Here is a 21,143-nt window from a genome sequence, read left to right on the forward strand (position 1 = left end):
AAACTATAAAAACAATATCATTTAAATTTTATTAACTTTACAAAAACTTGAAGCATTAATTAAAATTTAGGATAAAAATCAACTAAAAATTTATATACATATCATCATAATTAATAACTTATCTAATTTTTATAAATCTATTTATATATTTATTGTTATTTTTATATATTGTTTTTTCAGATAAATATTTTTACGTAAAACATTCAATTTATTTCTACCTTAAACCGATTTAGAAAAAAACACTAATTTCTGAGTTTTTACGACTGGCAAAATAGACAAAATATTTTAAATTAATTTCATAGCGAAAAAATAAACAACAAAAATTATCGCAGCAGGTATTTGAAAGCGAAAGTTTTGAGGTTGCTTGTTTATCAGAGGTTGCATTATCCACTTCAAAAAAAACGGAGTTAATCATTTATCAGATTTAACTCAAACTGCATTTCTAATTTGATAAAAGCTAGCATTCATAGGAATCAATTTCAATGCAAGAAATATTATCTCTAATCGAAGAAAAGAATCAAGAATACGCTCTTCTACCTTTGTTCAAGTTTTTAGAAGATAAAACAATAAATCCCAGACAAAGACTGAGTTTTGCACCGTGTATTGCACATTTTATTATGAGTTTTGGTGACTTAAATAAATATGTATTCCGTGAAAAGCAGGTACTTAGCAAAGTTCAAGATATAATCAACGAACATACTTATGAAGATGACCATCACTGGCCTTGGTTTGTAACTGACCTAGAAAAACTGGGATTTAACCCCCAGATGAACTTCACTCAGGTATTAAGATACCTTTGGAGCGAACAAAGCAAAGTTTCTCGTCAGTTATCTTATCAACTTTCTGCCTATACTCTGCAAGCAGAACCTATTATTAAAATTGCAGCGATAGAAGCCATAGAAGCTACAGGATATGTCTTGTTTTCTAGAACAGCGCAAGTTGCTTCCGAACTCACAGAAATAACTGGTGAAAAATACACATATTTCGGTGATTTTCATTTTAACCTCGAAAACGGACACGCTATGGGTACAGAAGGAGGAGAAGCTTTCTTAGCAACACTTGATCTTACTGAATCACAGCGTCAACAAGCTTACGAAGTAGTTGAAAATGTGTTTAGTATTTTTACAGAATGGACTCATGAACTTCTCGCTTATGCACAAAAGCAAAATGCAGAATTAGAATTATACAAAGAAATAGAAAATTCTGCAAAAGTTTGCGTATAGTATTTTTTGGCAGCTAATAGCTATGATTAATTTAGTTAGTTATTAGCTGTCATTTTTGACTTCATAAAAATTCCATATAACCTTGGAAATAATTACACTTGGTGCAATCAAGCTTGAAAAAAAATACAAAAATTCAAAGAAATTCTGATGCTAGATATAATAGCTTTCATTGAAAGTAAGAAGCAAGAATTTACGAAGTTACCTTTGTTTGCATTTATGCAAAACAAAAACTTAAGCCCAAGTCAAAGATTAAGCTTTGCTCCTTGCATGGCTCATTTTATTATGAGTTTTAGCGACTTAAATAAATACGTTTTTTTGGAGCATCAACCCGTCAATCAAATTCAGCATATCATCAATCAACACGCTTATGAGGATGAAGAACATTGGTCTTGGTATCTTAGAGACATTGAAGAACTTGGATTCAATTATAATCTCAACTTTACTCAAGGATTAAGATTTGTTTGGGGTGAAGAAACTAAAATTACTCGTCAAATAACCTATCAAATTGCTGGATATAGCTACCAAGCTACTCCTACAATTAAATTATTAGTTGTCGAAGCATTAGAATCCATTGGTCATATTTTTTTTAATATGTCAACACAAGTTGCTTCTGAACTACAAGTAATTTCTCAAACAGATTATTTCTATTTTGGTGATACACATTTACGAGTAGAAACTGGACATGCAATGCGTACACCAGAAGCAGAAAGTTTTGTAGCAACAATAAAACTTACAGATTCACAACGTCAACAAGCTTTGGATATAGTCGAGAAAATATTTCAACTTTTTACGGAATGGACGCACGAACTTTTAGTTTACGCACAAAAGTATGGTGTAGAATCTGTTAAGAAAAACGAGGTTGAAACGAATTTAATGCTTTGCGTGTAACTATTTAGTCGTCTGAAATTACAATCAAAATAAAAAGACGTTGCATTGCAACGTCTCTACATTAATCTATTTTCACAAAATTTTAAGCAGCACTTTTCAAGCCATTATGCTTGAGTAAAGGTTCGGTACTTGGCTCCCTACCCCGGAAAGACTTAAATACTTCCATCGGGTGCTTGCTACCACCAAGCGCAAGTACAGTGTCGCGGTAGCGTTTACCAGTAGCTTTTATTGCTTCTTCGTCTTCTAATCCGGCTTCTTCAAAGGCTGCAAATGCATCTGCACTCAAGACTTCAGCCCATTTGTAACTGTAATAACCTGCCGCATATCCACCAGCAAAAATGTGTCCGAAGGCACAGAGAAAATTATCTTCCGGTAGTAGTGGTAATATGGTTGTATTCTTGGCGATACGATTACGTACATCATCGAGTGTCTCTTCTCCACCAGGACGATAACGGTAATGTAATTCTATATCCAACAAGCTAAAGTGCAACTGACGTAACATAAAACCACCGCTCATATAATTGCGTGCTGCGACAAGTTTCTGATAATAATGTTCCGGTAGCGGTTCGTTGGTTTCGTAATGTTTCGCCATTCCCATTAAAGTAGGGCGTTCGTAACACCAATTTTCCATAAATTGACTGGCTAATTCTACGGCATCCCATTCGATATTATTAATACCAGCAGCACTGGGATAATCTATTTTCGTGAGCATATGTTGTAAACCATGACCAAATTCATGAAAAAGGGTTTCTACTTCCGCGAAGGTCATTAAACTAGGCTTACCATCCACTGGGGGAGTTTGGTTACATATCAAATATGCTATTGGTAACTGGATATCAGTTTTACCATTTTGTTTGATTTTACGACGATTTAAACAGGTATCCATCCATGCACCACCGCGTTTTTCTGCCGGACGACTGTAGGGGTCTAAATAAAAGTAAGCTATGGGAGAACCCGTTTCATCGGCTATCTGAAAATAGCGGACATCTTCATGCCATATTGGCGCTTGTCCATCAGCAGGAGTGACGCTAATATTAAACAAGCGTTTTACTAATCCGAATAAACCATCTAGAACTTGGGGAAGCGGGAAATAAGGACGTAACTCTTCTTGTGTAAAAGAAAACTTTTCTTCCCGTTGACGTTCTGACCAAAAGCTGATATCCCAATGTTTTAAATCGTCGGCTTCTGGAGCATTTTTAGCCGCTGCAAATTCTTTGAGTTCTGCTAATTCTTTTTGTGCAGCATCATAACTAGTGCGACGCAACTCTTCTAAAAGTTGATCTACCGCTTCGACATTAGGAGCCATTTTACTTGCTAAACTGACGGATGCATAATTTTTATATCCAAGTAACTCAGCTAATTCCTGCCTTAATTCCAAAATACGCTTAATTATCGGTCTATTATCCAATTCTCCTGAAGATGCACGAGAGATAAAAGCTTTATATAATGTTTCCCGTAAATCTCGCCGCTTGCTATGCTGCATGAAAGGATAATAACTGGGAAAATCCAAAGTGACGCACCAAGGACCATTTTCTGGAGTTGCGTTTTCTTCCCCTGCATCCCGTGCTGTTTGTGCTGCTAAACTCAGCCAACTTGGAGGTAAACCTTCAACTTCTTCTGGTGTTACTAAAGTCAAACTAAAAGCTTTAGTCGCATCTAAAACATGATTAGAAAACTTCGTCGAAATTTCTGCTAGTGACGTTTGAATTGCGTTAAAACGTGCTTGTGCTTCACCTTCTAAACCAATACCAGCAAGTTCCGCATCACGAATAGCTGATTCTATAATTCGTTGTTGTGCTGAATCCAAAGTATTCCAAGTATCACTTTCTCTTAGTGCTTTAAAAGCGTTATAAATCGGTTTACTTTGGCTGAGTCGGTTAGAAAATTGGACTATTTCTGGCTGTGCGGTTTCGTAGGCTTGACGTAATTCTGGGCTATTTTTTACACCCATCAAATGACTAACTATTCCCCAACTCCAAGTTAAACGTTCGGTTATCTGTTCTAAAGGTTCTACCAAATCGCTCCAACTGGGTTTTACATTAGCTTCTAATTGAGTAAGTTCTTCATTTAATTCAGAAAGTAATTGATTTAATGCTGGTTCTACGTGTTCCGGTTTAATTTCTGTAAAAGGAGGCAAACCTGAACATTTGAGCAAGGGATTATTTGAAATTGCAAATGAAGCAGTCATATATGTGTGAGATTTTTTAGAAATGTAGTTAATCCAAATTTAACAAAATTAAATTAAATAAAATTAAATTAATAGAGCATTTTGCAAATAAATGACGTACAGCATCTTGAAACTTTAAAGCACCTACAAAGCCGGATTATATATAGTATTAAGAAAAGTTGCCCGAAAAGCCATGCAATCCCCTATACATATCTTTACCGTTGAAGAATACCTTGAACTTGAACAAAGCAGCGAAATTCGTCACGAATATGTTTGCGGACAACTATTCGCAATGTCTGGAGGTAGTAAGGAACATAATCTAATCGCTGGGAATATTTATTCACGCTTGCGTTCTTATTTACGTGGTGGTTCTTGTAGCGTCTTCATGGCTGATATGAAAGTAAATATACAGTTAGCCAGCCAAAATATTCAAAATACTAGAAATATATATTACTATCCCGATATTATTGTAACCTGTGACCCAGATGACCAAGACCGTTTTTCTGTGGATTATCCTTGCTTAATTATCGAAGTGCTTTCACCTAGCACGGAAACAACTGATAGACGGGAAAAACTTGTAAATTACCGAACTTTAGAAAGTTTACAAGAATATGTATTAGTCTCTCAAGACGAAATTAAAATAGAGATTTATCGAAAAGATTCTCAAGGAAATTGGTCATTGACAATTTTAGGTAAAGATAATGAATTGCACTTAGATTCTCAGAGCTTAACCTTGAGAATGACAGAAATTTACGAAGATGTAATCAAAATATAAATTATCATCCCTACCCACGATATAATTAATAATCGCAATCCAAAATTAGTAGATTATATGAACTTTGGTTGAGAAATGGTTTTTTCTACCTTTGATTTTGATAAGGATAATAATACTGTGGATAAGTTGTTGTGGGTATTGTGTTATTTACACCGCTGGGAACGGTATTCATTTGTGGGGGTTGATAAGGGATTGTGCCGTTGATGGGATTATTTAAATAAGGTGAATTACCACTGGGAGGAAGAATATTAGTCCCAGGAGTTCCTGTCATGCTCGGAGGTTGGTTAAAGTATTGGTAGGCTAAACGAGATACCGAAGTAATTAAAGTTTCAGCGCGGGAGTCATTTCTAGGACGCTTTACCATGACTGCTGCAATATAGCGCTTTCCTGTGGGTAAATTAATTAAACCTACATCTCCCAACATTGCCCCAATATACCCAGTTTTATTACCAATTTCTGCTCCCACACCCAAACCTGTGGGTAATAGATGCCGTCTTTGATTTTGACGCATGATATCAAGTATACGGTCACGGGATGCCGTAGTTGGAACTAAATTCCCTTTGCTCACCATTGCGAGTACCTGTCCTAATTCTTTGGGGCTGGTGGTGTTAGTTCCTTCGATATCGGGTAGTTGATTGCGGAGTACTGTAGCTGTTAATCCCCAACTGCGAAATCTTTGATTTAAAGCTTCTATGCCGCCCATGCGGTCGATTAAGATATTTGTAGCGGTGTTATCGCTAATTACCATCATTTTGGTTGCAACTTCTAATGCTGTGAATTTGCTTCCTACTGGCTGACTTTGCATATCACCGGAACCTCCTGCAACCATTCGTTGCTCCATAACCAACATTTCGTTCGGCTGGATTTTCCCTGCATCTACATCTTGGAAAAAAGCAACAAGTATGGGTAATTTAATTGTACTAGCGGCTGCAAATGCGCTATTAGCGTTTAAATCTACATAATTACCTGTATCTAAATCTGCAATAAAAACTCCAGGTGTCAAATCTGGATTACTACCTGCAAGAATTTGGATAGAGCTTTTGAGGGGAATTATTTCTTGGGTTAAGTAGAAACCTTGATTATTATTCGCTACTTGGGGTTGATTTTGTTCTACATTCGATAAGTTGGCTGTAGTAACTTGAGTTGCTGGGTCTAGTACTGATAATAATGTACCAACAATTGCGCCAATACCTACTCCTACAATCAATAAGCGCAATATGTAAAGCATAGTTCTCGCCATTGGTTTGAGGCGAGTTTTGTGGGATAATTTGACTCTCTTAGTCACCCGCGTTTTAAATTTTAGGGGTGGAATCTTGCCATTTACAGCAGCCGATTTCATTCCACTAGATGCTGCTTGAGATGCATTTTTTTTTCTCAGCCAGGTTTCTGCTGGTGCTTCGATTCTTTCTCGCTTGCGGGGTGTTTTCGCGGTGCTTGAGGAAGAACTAATTACTGTACGCGAAATTGTCTCACCTTGATCAGGCGATAGCTGCCCTCGCCCAAGGGATCGCGATGTTCCAACTGCTTTTACTTTAGTGTTTCCTGGCTTTTGAACTTTACGTAATTTTTGACGACGCTTTGTGGGTTGTCGTCTTCCAGAAGCTGTAATTTTATAACTTGACTCTGACACCGCTACTCCTTCTAACCCACTTACTCTGTAAACACCCTACTAACTCCCAAACCTGTTTTCAAATCACGCTTTGTAGCATTTTTGTGTATAGTTTAAGCTATTATTCTGACTTTTGGAGAGTAATAGCGCACATAATTAATATTGATTCATCAGTTTTTATGATTTTCCGGGTTGTGTAAGCGCCCACTGCATTTGTCGTAAAATACCTCTGAGCATGGCGACTTCCTGCGTTTGTAGCTGAGCGCGGTTGTACAGTTGCCGAAATTTTTCCATGCGACTGCTGGCGGTATGGGGATAAAGATACTCAATAGACAGCAATAGTGATTCTAACTGTTTATAGTAGGCTTCGACAACCTCTAATGATGCAATTTCTTTATCATCTATATTAGTTTCAACGGTATGGGGTTGACTTTGGGCTAGTTCGTAACAGCTAATTGCCACAGCAGAAGCTAAGTTCAACGATGCATATCCGGCATCAGTAGGAATACGCATAAATTTCTGAGCGTAGTTTAATTCTTCGTTGCTTAATCCTCGGTCTTCTCTACCGAAAATTAATGCTGCTGGTTGTGCGGATGCTTCCAATAACCAAGGTAATACTTCACGGGGACTTTGTAGCGGACTGTTGAAATCGCGGGTTCTTGCTGTGGTGGCGATCGCTCTTTTGCATCCCTGTAATGCTTGGGGTAATGTAGCGACAGATACTGCTGATTCTAAAACGTCTTTGGCATGAACTGCCATTCTTGTTGCTTCTTCCCCTAAATAATCGCATTGGGGATTAACTAAAACCAGTTGATGGAGTGCAAAATTTTTCATTACCCGCGCAATTGAACCTACATTTAATGCTCCACCTGGTTCGACTAAAATAATTTTCACCTCTGATACATTCATTTTGTATTTCTTTGAATGGGGAATAGGGAATGGGGAATAGGTAATTCAATCCGTGAAATCAGTGAAATCCTTCTCAATCCGTGGTCAGTAATTGAGAATATAAAAAAACCGGATATTTAAAACCCGGTTGATATTTTTAGAATTGTCAATCCAAAATCTAAAATCTAAAATCCAAAATCGTTAGACCATTTGCGATGCTTCTACTGTAGGTTGTGGCTGTGGTTGGAACATGAACAAGGAGTAAACTACGTCACGGCGGATATTTGTCATCATGTCCAAGAATAGTTCGTAACCTTCGCTCTTATACTCAATTAACGGGTCTTTTTGACCATAACCACGTAATCCGACTGACTCTCTCAAGGCTTCCATTTGCTGTAAATGTTCGCGCCATAAAGTATCAATCCGCTGTAAAATAAAGAATCGCTCTGCTTGACGCATTAATCCTGGTTGAATTTGGTCAACTTCAGCTTCTTTCATGTCGTAAGCGATGCGGACTTGTTCGTGTAAAAAGGCTTTGATTTCGTTCATGGACATATCTTCTAAATGGGAAGGTTGCACGTCCGATAACAGATAAACGAATTCTTTGACCTTTTCAACTAATTTTTCTAATTCCCATTCTTCCGATGGTAAATCTGGATTGATGTAATAATCAACGATGTCATCCATCGTTTTCTCAGCATACTTAATGACCTGTTCTTTGAGGTCTTGCCCTTCCAATACTCGACGACGTTCGGCGTAAATTGCTCGACGTTGATTATTCATTACTTCATCATACTCGAATACCTGCTTACGAATGTCGTAATAATAGGTTTCGACCTTTTTCTGCGCTCCTTCCAAACTGCGAGTTAACATACCCGATTCTATCGGCATATCTTCCTCTACACGGAACATATTCATTAAACCAGCAACGCGATCGCCACCGAATATCCGCATCAAGTTGTCTTCTAAACTGAGGAAAAATCTGGTGGAACCGGGGTCTCCTTGTCTTCCTGCACGTCCTCGTAATTGGTTGTCAATCCGTCGTGATTCGTGACGTTCGGTACCAATCACGTGTAATCCACCTAAAGAGATAATTTTCTCATGTTCAAGGTCTGTAAATGCTTCGTATTCTTCTTTAACACGGTTGTATGCTTGCCGCATTTTTTGAATTACGGGATTTTCTGTTGGTGCTTTCTCAGCGGCTACTGCAATTTTATCTTCAGCTTCAAGTTCGGTTAAACTACGTTCTCCATATTCTTTAACGGCAACTTCTACGGCTTGTTTAAGAATATTCTCAGCTTCTTGACTGATTCTGGTGGGAAATACTTGTGGGGAAGCTTTCCAGGTTTTGACTTTTTTACCGGGAACAAAACCTTGTCCACCACCACTTGAACTTGGTAATGTTGCTCTGTGAGGGGAAAATACATCTTCGTCTTCTGGTTTGACAATTCGGGGCATTAAGTATTCCCGAACTTTTAAACGCGCCATGTATTCGGCGTTTCCACCCAAAATAATATCAGTACCCCTACCAGCCATGTTAGTGGCGATAGTTACCATTCCTCCCCGTCCAGCTTGAGCGACAATTTCGGCTTCTCGCTCAACATTTTCAGGTCTTGCATTGAGCAATTCATGGGGAATACCAATCTCTTTCAACAGTTTGCTGAGATATTCTGATTTTTCTACACTTGTGGTTCCTACCAAAACAGGTCTGCCAGTTTCGTGCATTTCGGCACATTCTTTAGAAATGGCTTTCCATTTACCGACTTCTGTTTTAAACACCATATCAGCTAAATCTTGACGCTGCCTAATTCGGTTGGTGGGAATTACGGCTACTTCTAGTTTGTAAATTTTTTCAAATTCGACTTCTTCTGTTTTTGCGGTTCCCGTCATTCCTCCCAACTTCGGATACAACAAAAACAAGTTTTGATAGGTAATGGAAGCGAGGGTTTGGGTTTCGGGTTGAATTTCTACACGTTCTTTGGCTTCAATTGCTTGGTGTAATCCATCACTCCAACGTCTTCCTGGTAATACCCTACCTGTGGATTCATCAACAATTACCACTTCTCCATTGCGAAGAATGTAGTGTACATCTGGCAAAAATAGTTCTTTGGTTTTAATCGCATTAAAGATAAAATGAGCCCAAGGGTCTTCGGGGTCGAATAAGTCGTTTACTTCTAAAAGCTGTTCTGCTTTCTGAAAACCTTCATCAGTCAAAAGTACGTTACGAGCTTTTTCATCGACTTCATAATCTTCTTCTTTATTTAATGCTAAGGCAATTTGGGAAGCTTTGACATATTTTTCGGTAGGTCTTTCTACTTGTCCCGAAATAATCAAGGGAGTTCTGGCTTCGTCAATTAAAATCGAATCGACTTCATCAATTACGCAATAATTGAAGGGACGCTGTACAACATCAGCCATTGATGTTGCCATATTATCCCGCAGATAGTCAAAACCGATTTCGCTGTTGGTAACATAAGTTATATCGCATTCGTAATTCTTTTTCCGTTCCATAGGACTCATGCTGGACTGAATTAGTCCTACAGTTAATCCCAAGAATCGATGTACTTGTCCCATCCACTCAGCATCACGACGGGCTAAATAATCGTTAACGGTAATTACGTGTACACCTTTACCAGTTAAGGCATTTAAATAACTAGGTAATGTAGCAACCAAGGTTTTACCTTCCCCGGTTTTCATTTCGGCAATTTGTCCTTGATGCAGAATCATTCCACCTAATAGCTGCACATCAAAGTGACGCATTCCTAAAACTCGTCTTGCAGCTTCTCTAGTTACGGCAAAAGCTTCGGGAAGGATATCGTCGAGGGATTCGCCTTTCTTAAGACGCTGTTTGAACTCTACTGTTTTACCTTTGAGTTCTTCATCAGAAAGAACTTTAATTTCTTCCTCTAAAAGATTAACTTCAGTAATGGATGGCTGGTATTTTTTTAGTTTACGAGCGTTGGGGTCGCCCAACAAGGTTTTTAGCATGGCTTCTTTAATTTAACGGTTCGTAAGGAAGAAAGATTTTATTGATGATGGCAATGATTATAAGTACCGTTACCTTTGATAACCCGAAAAAAGGCTGGGCAAAGATGCATTCGAGCCAGAATTAACTCAAAAATAGTACCAATACTAGCCAACGAGTTTACTAAACAGTTAGTTTTAGCAAAGAACTTATATTTATCTAAGATAATAGTATCATTTTGTCCTCAATGCCGCGTCCCAAACGCCGACCGGCTAAGGGTTGGTTTTCCGTATTTTGCGGTTCGGGATGAGGAACGGGAAGTGGGGAGGTGTGGAGGTGGGAATAAATTTAAATTATTAACGGCTCAGTGGAGGTTGGTTGCTAGACCTAGGAGCCAACCCATAGCTAAACTCCAAATTACAATTACTAATAATATACCGACGGGGTTTTTGTTCAGCTTCCGGCGATGACGGTGTTTTAGATAATTTGGCATTCTCAATTTTTTTTAAGCAGGAACTACTTTGAAATATCATAATCTCTCGGCGATTTTCAAGCACTAATAGTTCCTATAATATTTATTAAATACTGTCTGTATTATTTATTTTGCGGTTTTTCAGTTTCAATCGAGAAAATTATTGCACCCTGAAAGTAGTTGGTTGAGAAAAATAAAAAAAGATGTCCCCAATGACCTGAAAAATTCCAAAACTGTCTCTAGCAACTCTTACAGATGCTACTTAGTCTAACTACCGAGTTTGAATCAAACCACAGCAATTTCCACTAGGTAATGCTACTTTCTACATTGATGCTTACGTATATTTACGAGTAAATTTGCAATTATCAAATTCTAAAAAAAAATGTCTCACTATCAAAAATTACTGCGAGTTTCTACAATCGGTAAATCCTTGTACAACATTACTCCTAAGATTGAAGCAATAGTTGCCGAATCTGGCGTTGAAACAGGGCTTTGTACTTTATTTTTGCGTCATACTTCGGCTAGTTTAATAATTCAAGAAAATGCTGACCCTAATGTATTATTGGATTTGGCTAATTTTATGGCTAAACTAGTACCTGAATCGGCGAAATACATACATGATGATGAAGGTGCGGATGATATGCCTGCTCATATTCGTACTGCAATTACTCATACTTCCGAACATATTCCGATTAATCGGGGACATTTGGTATTAGGTACTTGGCAAGGAATTTATATTTGGGAACATCGTCAACGTAATCATAATAGAGAGTTAGTTGTTCATATTTCTGGATGATTTGGAAAACAGGGAGTAGGGAATTAAAACCTTATAAATTGCCTTTCTCCTAATTTATATTAGGCGTAAATTATTAAATTATTAAAAATTAAGTAAATGAAAATTATCGATTTAATTACCTGGTTTGAGGAATGGGCAAATCCTGTATGGCAAGAAAAATGGGATAATTGCGGATGGCAGGTGGAACCGGGGGTGTTAGATGAAGATGCAGGGGTGTTGGTATGCCTAACTCCGACTTTGGCTGTAATGCAGGAAGCTATCTATCTAAAAAATGCGGGCAATCCGGTTAATCTAATTTTTGCTCATCATCCTTTGATTTTTACTCCTCCCAAATCGCTGCGTACTGGTGATGCAATTGGGGAAATGGTACGTTTAGCGTTTATTCATAATATTGGTATTTACAGCGCTCATACTAACTTTGACCAGGTAAATGATGGTACTGCGGATGTTTTAGCGCAGCTTTTAAATATGAAGGAGGTATATCCGATTATAAATACACAACCAGGTTTGGGATATGGACGTGTTGGTTTGCTTGCTCCTAGTTTAAGTTTACGGGAACTGCTGACAAAAATTCAAACTTTACTCAAGCCACCTAATTTAATTTTTTCTCCAAATGCGGATTTGGAGATGTCTGTGGAAAAAGTGGCGGTTTTGGGAGGCTCTGGGGCTAGTTTTATTCCAGCGGTAAGTAAAACTGGTGCAAAGGTATATTTAACTTCTGACTGCAAGTTTCATCAGTTTCAAGAAAGCCGTGATGCTGGAATTATTTTAGTTGATGCTGGACACTATGCTACTGAACGTCCTGCTTGTCAAGCTTTAGCGCGTAAGTTTGCTACTTTTAATCTGACTTTTGTACATTTAAGTAATCAAGATGAGGATTTTCGCCAATTTTTATTTTAATCTACTCTAAATATATAAAGTATTTTTCGCTACTTTAGAATATTTTAGATACCCCATCTAAAAGTAAAAATAAATACACTTAAGCTGGGTATTTACTTGATAACATATAAATTGCTATAGTAAGATTTACTCTGTTGTGGATAGAGTTAAGAGTTTTATTTCGAGAAAAACGTTGTTTTATGGCTGTGACTTTAATCACAAATAAATGCGAATACAATCACTTAAGAATATTTGTAGCTGCGTCAAAATAATAGATGATGAAATGCTAACCTAACTTAACTTTAACTAACTAATAATGATTCGCGCACTTGTTGAATCTGCTTTTCAAACGGGATATTTAAGCGTTGAGTCCGAGGGGTTGCTGCATCAAATGCTAGCTACCAGAATATATCAGGCGGAAGATGTTGCTGCATTAACGCGACTGTGTGATGCTGTTCGCGCAGGTCAAGTTAAGCGGGAAGCGTCTTCAAATATTTCTACGGGATTTCTGACGCAAAAATCATCATAATCGTGTCCGAAGCAAGATACGATCTGCTGTAAAATATGATTTGATAAATAAAAGTTAATATTATTGTTCGATAAGTGGGTCAAGCTCGGCGGATATTGAGTTAAGATATATAACATAGAGGTGGATTAATCGGAGTCCGCACCACCTACTCCCAGCAATGGCAATGATTATAAGTAGGCAAATTAGACAACCGCAATATTCACTTGCTTTGGAGTATCATTTAATTCATAATGATAGAAATGATTTATCAGCGATATTTTATTTGGTCGGCGAGAATTCCCAGTTATTTCATTTCTATGAAGCAAATATTCCTTGAGTAACTAATTCGGAGTTGAATTTTTGGAGTGCGGCGAGCAAAATCATTTTGTTAAACCCAAAATTTACGTAAAACTGGCTAAACATCAGTTAATTGTACCGATTTGGGTTATAATACCGCACTGTGTGATTTTGGTTATGTATTGGGTTAATCCCAAATTTTGACAGATTTATTACGTTGAGAAAAAGGTAGAAGCGCACTAATGCTACACCGCAAGATTTATCAACTATGCTGTGATGCGCGGGAGATATGTATTTTCTTGCGGGACCAGCAACGCTGGATTGAAAGAGCCCGCATTATAGATATCGAGGGAGATTTAGTCACCCTGCGCTATGAAACTGAAGAAGATGATGAAGTTTGTTCTTGGGAAGAAATGGTTCGTCTTGAAAGTATTGGTGCTGTAACTCAAAAGCTTGCTTCGGTTCCGCGAGGTAATGTTGAACCTCTGCTAACTGAGGATTGTCCGGAAGCTGAACGCATTCACAATCCGTCTAGTGATTCTAATCCTGAGTAAGCTGTTTTTAGCTAAAGCAGCATTCATCCCACACCGTAATATGCAGATTCGGTGTGGGATGAATGCTCGCGAGTTGACGATTCCACAAAGCAGTCGAATTCCAAGCGCAGCGTGGAACAGCGCCGGGGTGGATGAGGAAACAAGCAGTCTCTTGTGGTACGATTGAATCATCTTGACCCTCAATGCCATAAGCGAAAACCAAGCGGTGGAGGTACAGGTTGCAAGAAAAAGTATGGGTCTTGGGAACCAGGACTCCTGCCCTTGGAGGGAATGTAAGACCCTCAACTACGGAGTTCTGGCGGCAATTCCCGATGAATTGGGAAGCCCACACTGTACCGTAAGGTCAGTGTGTGGTAGTTCACTTTTTCATTCTTCGCTTTCAAAGGCTGGACAGTAACCAACTAGCGTTACTTTAAAGTTATACAAAGGGGACGCGGGATTCCAACACCGCTGTCCCCTTTGATGTCTACAGGTTCCGCAGCAATCTATGGCCACACGGTTGCCGCGATCGCCATTTTGGTTGAGTAGTTCTCTTTGAGATAATCCGCGCAATACAAGTTCTTCTCCTTGCCAGCGTACCTCAATTAATCCGGTGTCGGCGAATTGTTGCCAACGGGGGTCATTTGTAATTCTATGGGTAAGGGTAATCAGGATTGCTGTTTCTAGTTGGGTAAGTTCTCCTGAATAATTAGTATCTGGGGAGAAAGGTTGTAAGAATGTGTCTCCAATGGGAAGCTGAACTAGGGTTTGAATTGGGGGAGAATGGACGTGATAGCGATTTTGCAGTTCTTCTAAACCCGTCAAATCTGCTAAATAACTCGGTGAACCGTGGACGAAAACAACGTGTTGGGGTCGCAAATTATGAATTAACTGGGTAGTTCCTGGCCCATCGCTATGCTGTGCTAGCAGGTAGCTTTCTACTGTTCCCAATCCCGGATAATGTTCTGCTCGAACGTCAGTTTTTTCTGGTTGTAATATTAACCAAGAAGGCGATAGCGATCGACAATATTTATTTAAATCGGTTGTGGAGTCGGTAAGGATAATACAGGGAGAATTGCCAACGTTGCTTACTATTGAATCTTCTAATCGACGGACGCGGGGACGCACTCGCTCATCCCAAAATAACGGTTGATGACGGGCAAAATTCTGGACTGACGGGGGGAGATGGGGGAGTAGCTCTAGATAAGCATCGCATCCCGCAGCAATATTTCCATCAACCCAAATATCTATATCTCTGCCGGTAAAGTGATGATGACTACGGAGAAGCATGAGTAATTCTTGACCTAAGCCCAAAAGTGGTGTAGGCATTAACACTGAAGTACCTTCAGCAATGGCACGATTAATTCTTTCTGCTAGTTGATTTTCTTGATTACGACGATGGGGATGACGAGCAGTACCGTAGCTACCTTCTACAATTAACACATCTAATTCAATTCCGCGTAATTCTTCCAAGCGAAAACCTTCTACCAATCGCGAGTTGGACAAGAAAAAGTCTCCTGTATACAACAGTTTATAAGAGCGTTGGGAAGTTGTATAGGTAAGTAAAATTGCTACTGCACCCGGTAAATGTCCGCAGGGAAAAAATTCTACTGTGAGATTTTCTTTAAGTTCTATGACTGTACGTAGTTCTAATGCTTGAAAAAATGAGCAGGTTTCTTCGGATTTTTGCTCCAACCAATTTAATGGTAGTAACTTACAGGTGACAACGCTGGCATAAATTGGCATGAGAGGAAATGCTTTGTGTAATGCTAGCAATCCTCTTGCATGGTCTGGATGAGCGTGAGTTACTAGTACAATGTCGGCTGGTAACAGAGTATTATTAGGACGTGCGGACTTTTTCAAATCTTTTGTTAAAGGTGAAATATCTGCCAAACCACAGTCGAGCATGATGCGATGGGGTCCCATTCGCACCAATAGACACATACCTTCGTTATCTTGATGGACACCATAAGTAAAGCATTCTAATTCACTTTGGCTTCCCCCTTCATCAACAGAGGCTATTGAATAGCCTTCGCTCATATATCCCCTCGCAGATCAAAGAATTATTCAACTTTTAATTATTTTTGCAGAAACAGGAGAGGAAGTAATATCAAATTCCTCTCTATCGACTATTTAAAGAAACATTACGTTTTTAATGCGCCGAACCATTTCCGTGATAGTTGTCTGAATCATAAAAACCATTCTTGGTCCCAAAAATCAAGCATGACAATGTAAACACGACTGTTAGTACTACTAGAATTAGCTTTACATCCATATTCTTTACCTTTTACTTTTATATGTTCCTATCTTTATAGGATACTGCTGCTATCAATTAGATGACATAGAAAATTTTCACAACATACAATTGCTGATTGTGCAATGAGTAAATTTACTGCAATCCGTCAGATTGTAGTTCATCTCAAACCTCCAGGAGACCCCCACCAAATCTGTACTCAGATTGGTGGTGGGAGGATGTCCGGGTTAATTGCAAAACGTCCCCTGAGTGAATTTGTGCGTTAGCACAAACAATGATGGGGACAGTTGAGCAATTGACAAATCCTTGACTGTGCATAAGAATAACCGTCCTTTGCATGAATACGTTGACAAAACTTGTGTGATATTCCTTGAATTAAACCGTTTTTTGTAGAAATGTTAAAGCTGCCTGATGAACGGATAGCAACTTTCCCAACATACTCTAATCGCAAAGTCGCGATGCTTTAGTTCTGCTGCAAAAACAACTTCGCCAGTTGAATCGTCAACTAATGCAATTCCAGTTGTTTTAGCGCCAGGGTCAAGCTTTAACCTTAGTGGTGTTTTAGGCAATTCAGTAAGTGAAGTATGGAGAATAATTGTGAATGGGAAGCGACGATAAATAGAAGCTTTTTTGTTTCTTAACAATTGCCTCGCGTGTGCTGGATGAATTGGGCTTAATGGTCTGTAGATGGTGTCTAAAACAAATACTTTGGACATTGCTGCCCCTCCTTTCGGGTAATGTTAGCCTGGACAATGATTTAAAGGCTTTTTACGCTAACAGCACTGACTCAAACCCGATGATTCTGTTTAACTGTTAACCTTAGAGCTACAAACTGGCTGCGTATTTGTAGGTAAGATGACCTAAAAATCGTAGTGATTTAACACTTAGTCGGGTAAACTCTGGGCTTTTAAAGCCCCCACTGCACCTGTACGGCTGTCAGTGGCGGGTAGTTTACTCTTTTTTCTGCTTTATCCTTTATTTGAATATACCGCGTTAACTTTTTAGATGTATTTTTTTGGCAAATTATTTTATGCATGAACATTTTATATATAGGTTTAAAGCTTGTAATTATATAATTAATATTTATTTAACTTTAGTTAAATTAGCCTACTTAACATCTAAATGTTTAGATGTTAAGATGTTGCTATTTTTAAACATCTAGATATTGGGACATATGAATATGTAGTGTAAAATTTTACGGTATAAGTTTTTATGGGGGAAGTAGATGATTATTACTGTCGCAGCTTTTAAAGGGGGTGTAGGGAAGTCTATAACTGCGCTACACCTTGCGACATACCTACAAACTAAGGCTGATACTTTGTTAGTAGACGGAGACCTTAACCGTAGTGTATTAGACTGGTCTAATCGGGGTAGTTTACCGTTTAAAGTTGCCGATGAGGATGATGGGGTAGCTTTGGCTGCTTTATACGAACATATAGTAATTGATACTCCTACAAAACCTAGTTTTGACGAGTTAAAAAGCATTGCTTGCGGATGCGATTTAGTTGTCGTACCTACAACTCCAGATGCTATTGCTTTAGCTGCTACTATGCAGATGGTCGAATTACTTAATAAATTAAAGGCTAATTATCGAATTTTGTTAACTATTATTCCTCCCAATCCAAATAAGTCGGGAAAAGAGGTTAAATTGGCATTAAAAAATGCTAAACTACCTATTTTTAAAACAGGAATTAAGCGACTTGCGGTGTTTCAAAGAGCAGCTTTAGAAGGAGTACCAGTTAATGCTGTAAATGACCCTTACGCGCAAGTTGCATGGAAATGTTATTGTGAAGTTGGCAAGGAGATTTTGTCTTGAATAAGAAGAAAACTAGCCGTTTTGATGAATTAATTGATGCTGCTCGCTCTCGTCAGAAAAGAGATAATCCGCAGGATTTATATGAGGAAAAGGTTACTTTTAAGAGTAAAAGTACTGACCCAGATTATGTTCGTACTACTGTTTATTTACCGAAAAAATTGCATCGTAAATTGAAGTTAGCTGCGGCTGCTGATGAACGTCAAATGAGCGATATTATGTCTGAATTGCTAGAAAAGTGGCTTGCAGACAAGTAAAATTATTTATTTTAGGGTGTGTTAGACGCAATAATTTAAATACTTCTAAAGCCCCGATTATCTTTTTTTTACCGTTAATTTTAGCTTATTCAAAGTATAGTGACGCTTCATTCAAAAATTGACAATGGATAATGAAAAATTATCAATTTTCCATTGATAAATATAGAAGCGTCACATAATTTACAAATGGATTATTTACTAATTATCAATTAATAAATTAGCAAATTATAAAATAATTTCTTCACCAGCTTCGGTAAAGCGAACGTCTTTGATGTTCCATTTGGGGTTGCTAGTTAAAGTTTTCCTCAGACTTCCAAATAAAGCAAATTGTTCACAGCTTGAAAGTGAGGTTAATTGGCGTGGGGAATTGGGAGATAGACGTAAATCTACTGTGGCAATTCCATTATCTACGTTAACTCGATAGTTGGAGATGTTGAAGTCACCACTATCTTTTTCGGCAATAATTCTACCTACTGCATCTTTTACTGGTTCATCTACTGATACGGACACTGTTTTCGGTACTAATTCTTGACATTGTAAGTCGCTTGTGTATACGGTAATATCTACATTTTTAGAGCTTGCAGTTTTGTTTTGATTGGGGGTTTCTGATGATGGGGGTGTTTGCGTCCCAAATGGTACTGTTTTAGGAGTGGGGGATGGAGTTATGTTAATGTCGATTTCAGGGGGTTGGATTTCGCTGGTAGGGGTGGGTAATGGACTGCTAGCGACGGGGGATTCTATATTTTCTGGGTTGTTTACGCTTTGATTGGAACCACAACTGCTTGCTGCGATCGCGATTACTGATAGCATCAAGGAGAAAATATATTTTTTGTTGTAACGGATAATTTTGTTCATAGTCTTATAGCTCTAAGTGTTTTTGATAATTTCAGTATTAGTTTTATCTATGACCTATTAAGTTATAGCTGATATCGTGATATTTTTTAAGTTAATCAGCAGCAATTTTACGAAGTTTTACTTACTTCTGCTCAGAAATAATTTATAAGTTAGAACAATTCGCTAGATTTGTATAGCGAAGTGCAATTAAATCAGATATGAATTTATACTGTATTTACTGTTGTGAAAATCATATTTTTTGACAATTCTTGTTAATTTAAGTTTAATTTTCTTTGCAAGGGATTAGGAATGTTCAGGTTTTAGTTTTTAATTAATAAAATAACTCTCTAATTTTAAGGGTATAAATTAAACATTTTGGTCAAAGATAGTAGTAATAACTTATGTCTAATAAGAAATTTAGTAGTTACAATCCGCGTCAAGCTGAATGGGAAGGTAAATTAATTGATGAATGGGAACCTAGTTTATGGAAGCAGTGGAAGGCTAAACAGTCTGATAAAAATGATTTTATCAAGTTAGAGCGTGAGTATCTACGGATAAAATATAGCGTGAGCCAAGCTAATTTGGCTTTAAGTTTAGATACTGTCAAAGTTAAGTTGAAATTAACTAATGGCAAAACTATTGCTTTACAAGGTACTTTCCCTTGCAAACCGGGAGATATTGGTAAAAATAACAGTTCTAATAAACAGTATACCATTTCGTTAGGTTTTCCTGCTAATGATGCGGGTTTAAAAACTGCTGTTGCAAAAGCTAGGGAGTTGGATTTGTTGTTGATGACGAAGCAGTTTCAATGGACTCCAGAGTTATTAGGTAAACAAGCGCAGAAGTTAAGTCCTATATCTGTTGAAAACCCGTTACAAACTATTGCGAAATTAATCGAAGATTATCATCAAGAATTTTGGAAGACTCACGAAAAAAATAGACAAGGTATTAAAACTTGGGAAAGTCATTATTTACGACATTTAAAGAAGTTACCTCAAGATGAATGTTTAAGTGAAGCTGCTTTAGAATCTGCGTTGAATTCAACTAAACCTAATACTAATTCTAGATTTTATCTGGCTTGGCAGTTGAAGAAGTTTTGTAAGTTTTGTGATTTTGATGGTATTAAAATTATTGATTCTTATGCGACTCGCTTACCACAACCGACTTTACGTCAAATCCCTACTGATGAAGAGATTATCAATGGCTTTTCTACTATTGGAAAACCGTTATCAAGTCATGCTAGTAAGGATGTAACTCTACCGGAACAGTGGCAATGGTTGTATGGTATGTTAGCTACTTATGGTGTAAGACCTCATGAATTGTTTGCAATAGATTTGCAAGCTTTTACTCATCCCAATAATCAGTTTAATTTAGTTTATTTGAATCCTAGTTTGACTGGAGGTACGAAGACGGGTGAAAGAAGTTGCGGTATTCCTCCAATTTATCCTCATTGGGTGGAATTATTTGATTTAAAAAATATTAGATTTCCCCAAAGTGGTGGAACTTTGAGTAATAAAACTGCTCTAATTCATATTAAATTTAGAACTATTGGTATCGGTTTCAAACCTTACGATTTACGTCATGCTTTTGCGATTCGCGGACATCGTTTACGTATACCAATTAAGACTATGGCTGATTATATGGGACATACGGTACAAGAACATACGAAAACTTATCAGCGATGGATGGATGAGGATACTAATTTACAAATTTATCAGGAGGTGGTTATTCACCGTTCGGGAACGACTAAAGAGGTTTTAAAGGAGAGGATTAAGGAGCTAGAAGCTGAAAATACGGCTTTAAGGGCAGAAAATGAGTCCTTAAAAGGAATTTTGATTCAGCATCGGCTGGGAGAATTAATCGGAAGTGGTGAAATAATTAAAAATAGTAAGGAAGTTGAATAAATCCAGGTAAGAACTCAAAGGAGGTAATTATAACTATATAGAAGCCTTATTTTCTCCAATATTTCACTAAATCTTATCTAA

At 37.8% G+C, this 21,143-nt stretch carries 19 protein-coding genes; 11 read left to right on the forward strand and 8 right to left on the reverse strand.

Annotated elements, in window-relative coordinates:
• The first annotated feature begins 482 nt into the window (after window positions 1-482).
• Both IQ247_RS05040 and IQ247_RS05045 read left to right on the forward strand, forming a co-directional pair.
• Window positions 483-1,223, forward strand: a complete 741-nt coding sequence (locus IQ247_RS05040; RefSeq protein WP_193917670.1) for a hypothetical protein — start codon at window positions 483-485, stop codon at window positions 1,221-1,223.
• 147 nt (window positions 1,224-1,370) lie between these two features.
• Window positions 1,371-2,111, forward strand: coding sequence for a hypothetical protein (locus IQ247_RS05045; protein WP_193917672.1), 741 nt, complete (start codon window positions 1,371-1,373; stop codon window positions 2,109-2,111).
• An 82-nt stretch (window positions 2,112-2,193) separates the two neighbouring features.
• Here IQ247_RS05045 and IQ247_RS05050 read toward each other — a convergent pair whose 3' ends face one another.
• A complete protein-coding gene (locus tag IQ247_RS05050) occupies window positions 2,194-4,299 on the reverse strand; it encodes a M3 family metallopeptidase (protein WP_193917674.1) in 2,106 nt (701 codons plus the stop codon).
• Window positions 4,300-4,471: 172 nt separating this feature from the next.
• On the opposite strand from IQ247_RS05050, the gene IQ247_RS05055 reads away from it, so the two are divergent.
• Window positions 4,472-5,053 (forward strand): Uma2 family endonuclease, encoded by a 582-nt coding sequence (locus IQ247_RS05055; RefSeq protein WP_193917676.1) that lies wholly within the window; start codon window positions 4,472-4,474, stop codon window positions 5,051-5,053.
• Window positions 5,054-5,138: 85 nt separating this feature from the next.
• Here IQ247_RS05055 and IQ247_RS05060 read toward each other — a convergent pair whose 3' ends face one another.
• The 3 genes from IQ247_RS05060 to secA all read right to left on the reverse strand — a co-directional run bounded on the left by IQ247_RS05060 (window position 5,139) and on the right by secA (window position 10,538).
• Window positions 5,139-6,683, reverse strand: coding sequence for a serine hydrolase (locus IQ247_RS05060; protein ID WP_193917678.1), 1,545 nt, complete (start codon window positions 6,681-6,683; stop codon window positions 5,139-5,141).
• A gap of 156 nt (window positions 6,684-6,839) precedes the next feature.
• Window positions 6,840-7,571: an RNA methyltransferase gene (locus tag IQ247_RS05065; protein WP_193917680.1), complete on the reverse strand. Its 732-nt coding sequence runs from the start codon at window positions 7,569-7,571 to the stop codon at window positions 6,840-6,842.
• A 180-nt stretch (window positions 7,572-7,751) separates the two neighbouring features.
• Complete coding sequence (gene secA, locus IQ247_RS05070; protein WP_193917681.1) at window positions 7,752-10,538, reverse strand: preprotein translocase subunit SecA; 2,787 nt, start codon at window positions 10,536-10,538, stop codon at window positions 7,752-7,754.
• An 831-nt stretch (window positions 10,539-11,369) separates the two neighbouring features.
• Between secA and IQ247_RS05075 the strand changes: the two genes are divergently transcribed.
• The 4 genes from IQ247_RS05075 to IQ247_RS05090 all read left to right on the forward strand — a co-directional run bounded on the left by IQ247_RS05075 (window position 11,370) and on the right by IQ247_RS05090 (window position 14,021).
• Window positions 11,370-11,783, forward strand: coding sequence for a secondary thiamine-phosphate synthase enzyme YjbQ (locus IQ247_RS05075; RefSeq protein WP_193917682.1), 414 nt, complete (start codon window positions 11,370-11,372; stop codon window positions 11,781-11,783).
• Window positions 11,784-11,879: 96 nt separating this feature from the next.
• On the forward strand, window positions 11,880-12,683 hold the full coding sequence (locus IQ247_RS05080; RefSeq protein ID WP_193917683.1) for a Nif3-like dinuclear metal center hexameric protein: 804 nt from the start codon (window positions 11,880-11,882) through the stop codon (window positions 12,681-12,683).
• Between the two features lie 295 nt (window positions 12,684-12,978).
• On the forward strand, window positions 12,979-13,191 hold the full coding sequence (locus IQ247_RS05085; RefSeq protein WP_193917684.1) for a hypothetical protein: 213 nt from the start codon (window positions 12,979-12,981) through the stop codon (window positions 13,189-13,191).
• Window positions 13,192-13,709: 518 nt separating this feature from the next.
• Window positions 13,710-14,021 (forward strand): DUF6679 family protein, encoded by a 312-nt coding sequence (locus IQ247_RS05090; RefSeq protein WP_193917685.1) that lies wholly within the window; start codon window positions 13,710-13,712, stop codon window positions 14,019-14,021.
• Window positions 14,022-14,387: 366 nt separating this feature from the next.
• On the opposite strand, the gene IQ247_RS05095 is transcribed toward IQ247_RS05090, so the two are convergent.
• Window positions 14,388-16,040: an MBL fold metallo-hydrolase gene (locus IQ247_RS05095; protein ID WP_193917687.1), complete on the reverse strand. Its 1,653-nt coding sequence runs from the start codon at window positions 16,038-16,040 to the stop codon at window positions 14,388-14,390.
• Window positions 16,041-16,152: 112 nt separating this feature from the next.
• Window positions 16,153-16,275 (reverse strand): DUF8629 family protein, encoded by a 123-nt coding sequence (locus IQ247_RS33780; RefSeq protein ID WP_511023006.1) that lies wholly within the window; start codon window positions 16,273-16,275, stop codon window positions 16,153-16,155.
• Window positions 16,276-16,379: 104 nt separating this feature from the next.
• Here IQ247_RS33780 and IQ247_RS05100 point away from each other — a divergent pair, with 104 nt between their 5' ends.
• Entirely contained in the window at window positions 16,380-16,520 is a 141-nt protein-coding gene (locus IQ247_RS05100) for a hypothetical protein (protein WP_193917689.1), read from the forward strand.
• 132 nt (window positions 16,521-16,652) lie between these two features.
• Here IQ247_RS05100 and IQ247_RS05105 read toward each other — a convergent pair whose 3' ends face one another.
• The gene (locus IQ247_RS05105) at window positions 16,653-16,970 is read right to left on the reverse strand and encodes an RRXRR domain-containing protein (protein ID WP_193917691.1); all 318 of its coding nucleotides are present in this window, start codon (window positions 16,968-16,970) and stop codon (window positions 16,653-16,655) included.
• A 509-nt stretch (window positions 16,971-17,479) separates the two neighbouring features.
• Here IQ247_RS05105 and IQ247_RS05110 point away from each other — a divergent pair.
• Together IQ247_RS05110 and IQ247_RS05115 are read left to right on the forward strand one after the other, a co-directional pair.
• Window positions 17,480-18,070: a ParA family protein gene (locus IQ247_RS05110; protein ID WP_193917693.1), complete on the forward strand. Its 591-nt coding sequence runs from the start codon at window positions 17,480-17,482 to the stop codon at window positions 18,068-18,070.
• Window positions 18,067-18,324: an RH3 domain-containing protein gene (locus IQ247_RS05115; protein ID WP_193917695.1), complete on the forward strand. Its 258-nt coding sequence runs from the start codon at window positions 18,067-18,069 to the stop codon at window positions 18,322-18,324. Before IQ247_RS05110 ends, IQ247_RS05115 begins: the two co-directional genes overlap by 4 nt.
• A 225-nt stretch (window positions 18,325-18,549) precedes the next feature.
• Here IQ247_RS05115 and IQ247_RS05120 read toward each other — a convergent pair whose 3' ends face one another.
• Entirely contained in the window at window positions 18,550-19,179 is a 630-nt protein-coding gene (locus IQ247_RS05120) for a GerMN domain-containing protein (protein WP_193917697.1), read from the reverse strand.
• A 380-nt stretch (window positions 19,180-19,559) separates the two neighbouring features.
• Here IQ247_RS05120 and IQ247_RS05125 point away from each other — a divergent pair, with 380 nt between their 5' ends.
• Window positions 19,560-21,062: an integrase gene (locus IQ247_RS05125; RefSeq protein WP_193917699.1), complete on the forward strand. Its 1,503-nt coding sequence runs from the start codon at window positions 19,560-19,562 to the stop codon at window positions 21,060-21,062.
• The last annotated feature ends 81 nt before the right edge of the window (window positions 21,063-21,143 follow it).

Source organism: Plectonema cf. radiosum LEGE 06105 (genome assembly GCF_015207665.1).
Taxonomy (GTDB): Bacteria; Cyanobacteriota; Cyanobacteriia; order Cyanobacteriales; family Nostocaceae; genus Rivularia; species Rivularia radiosa_A.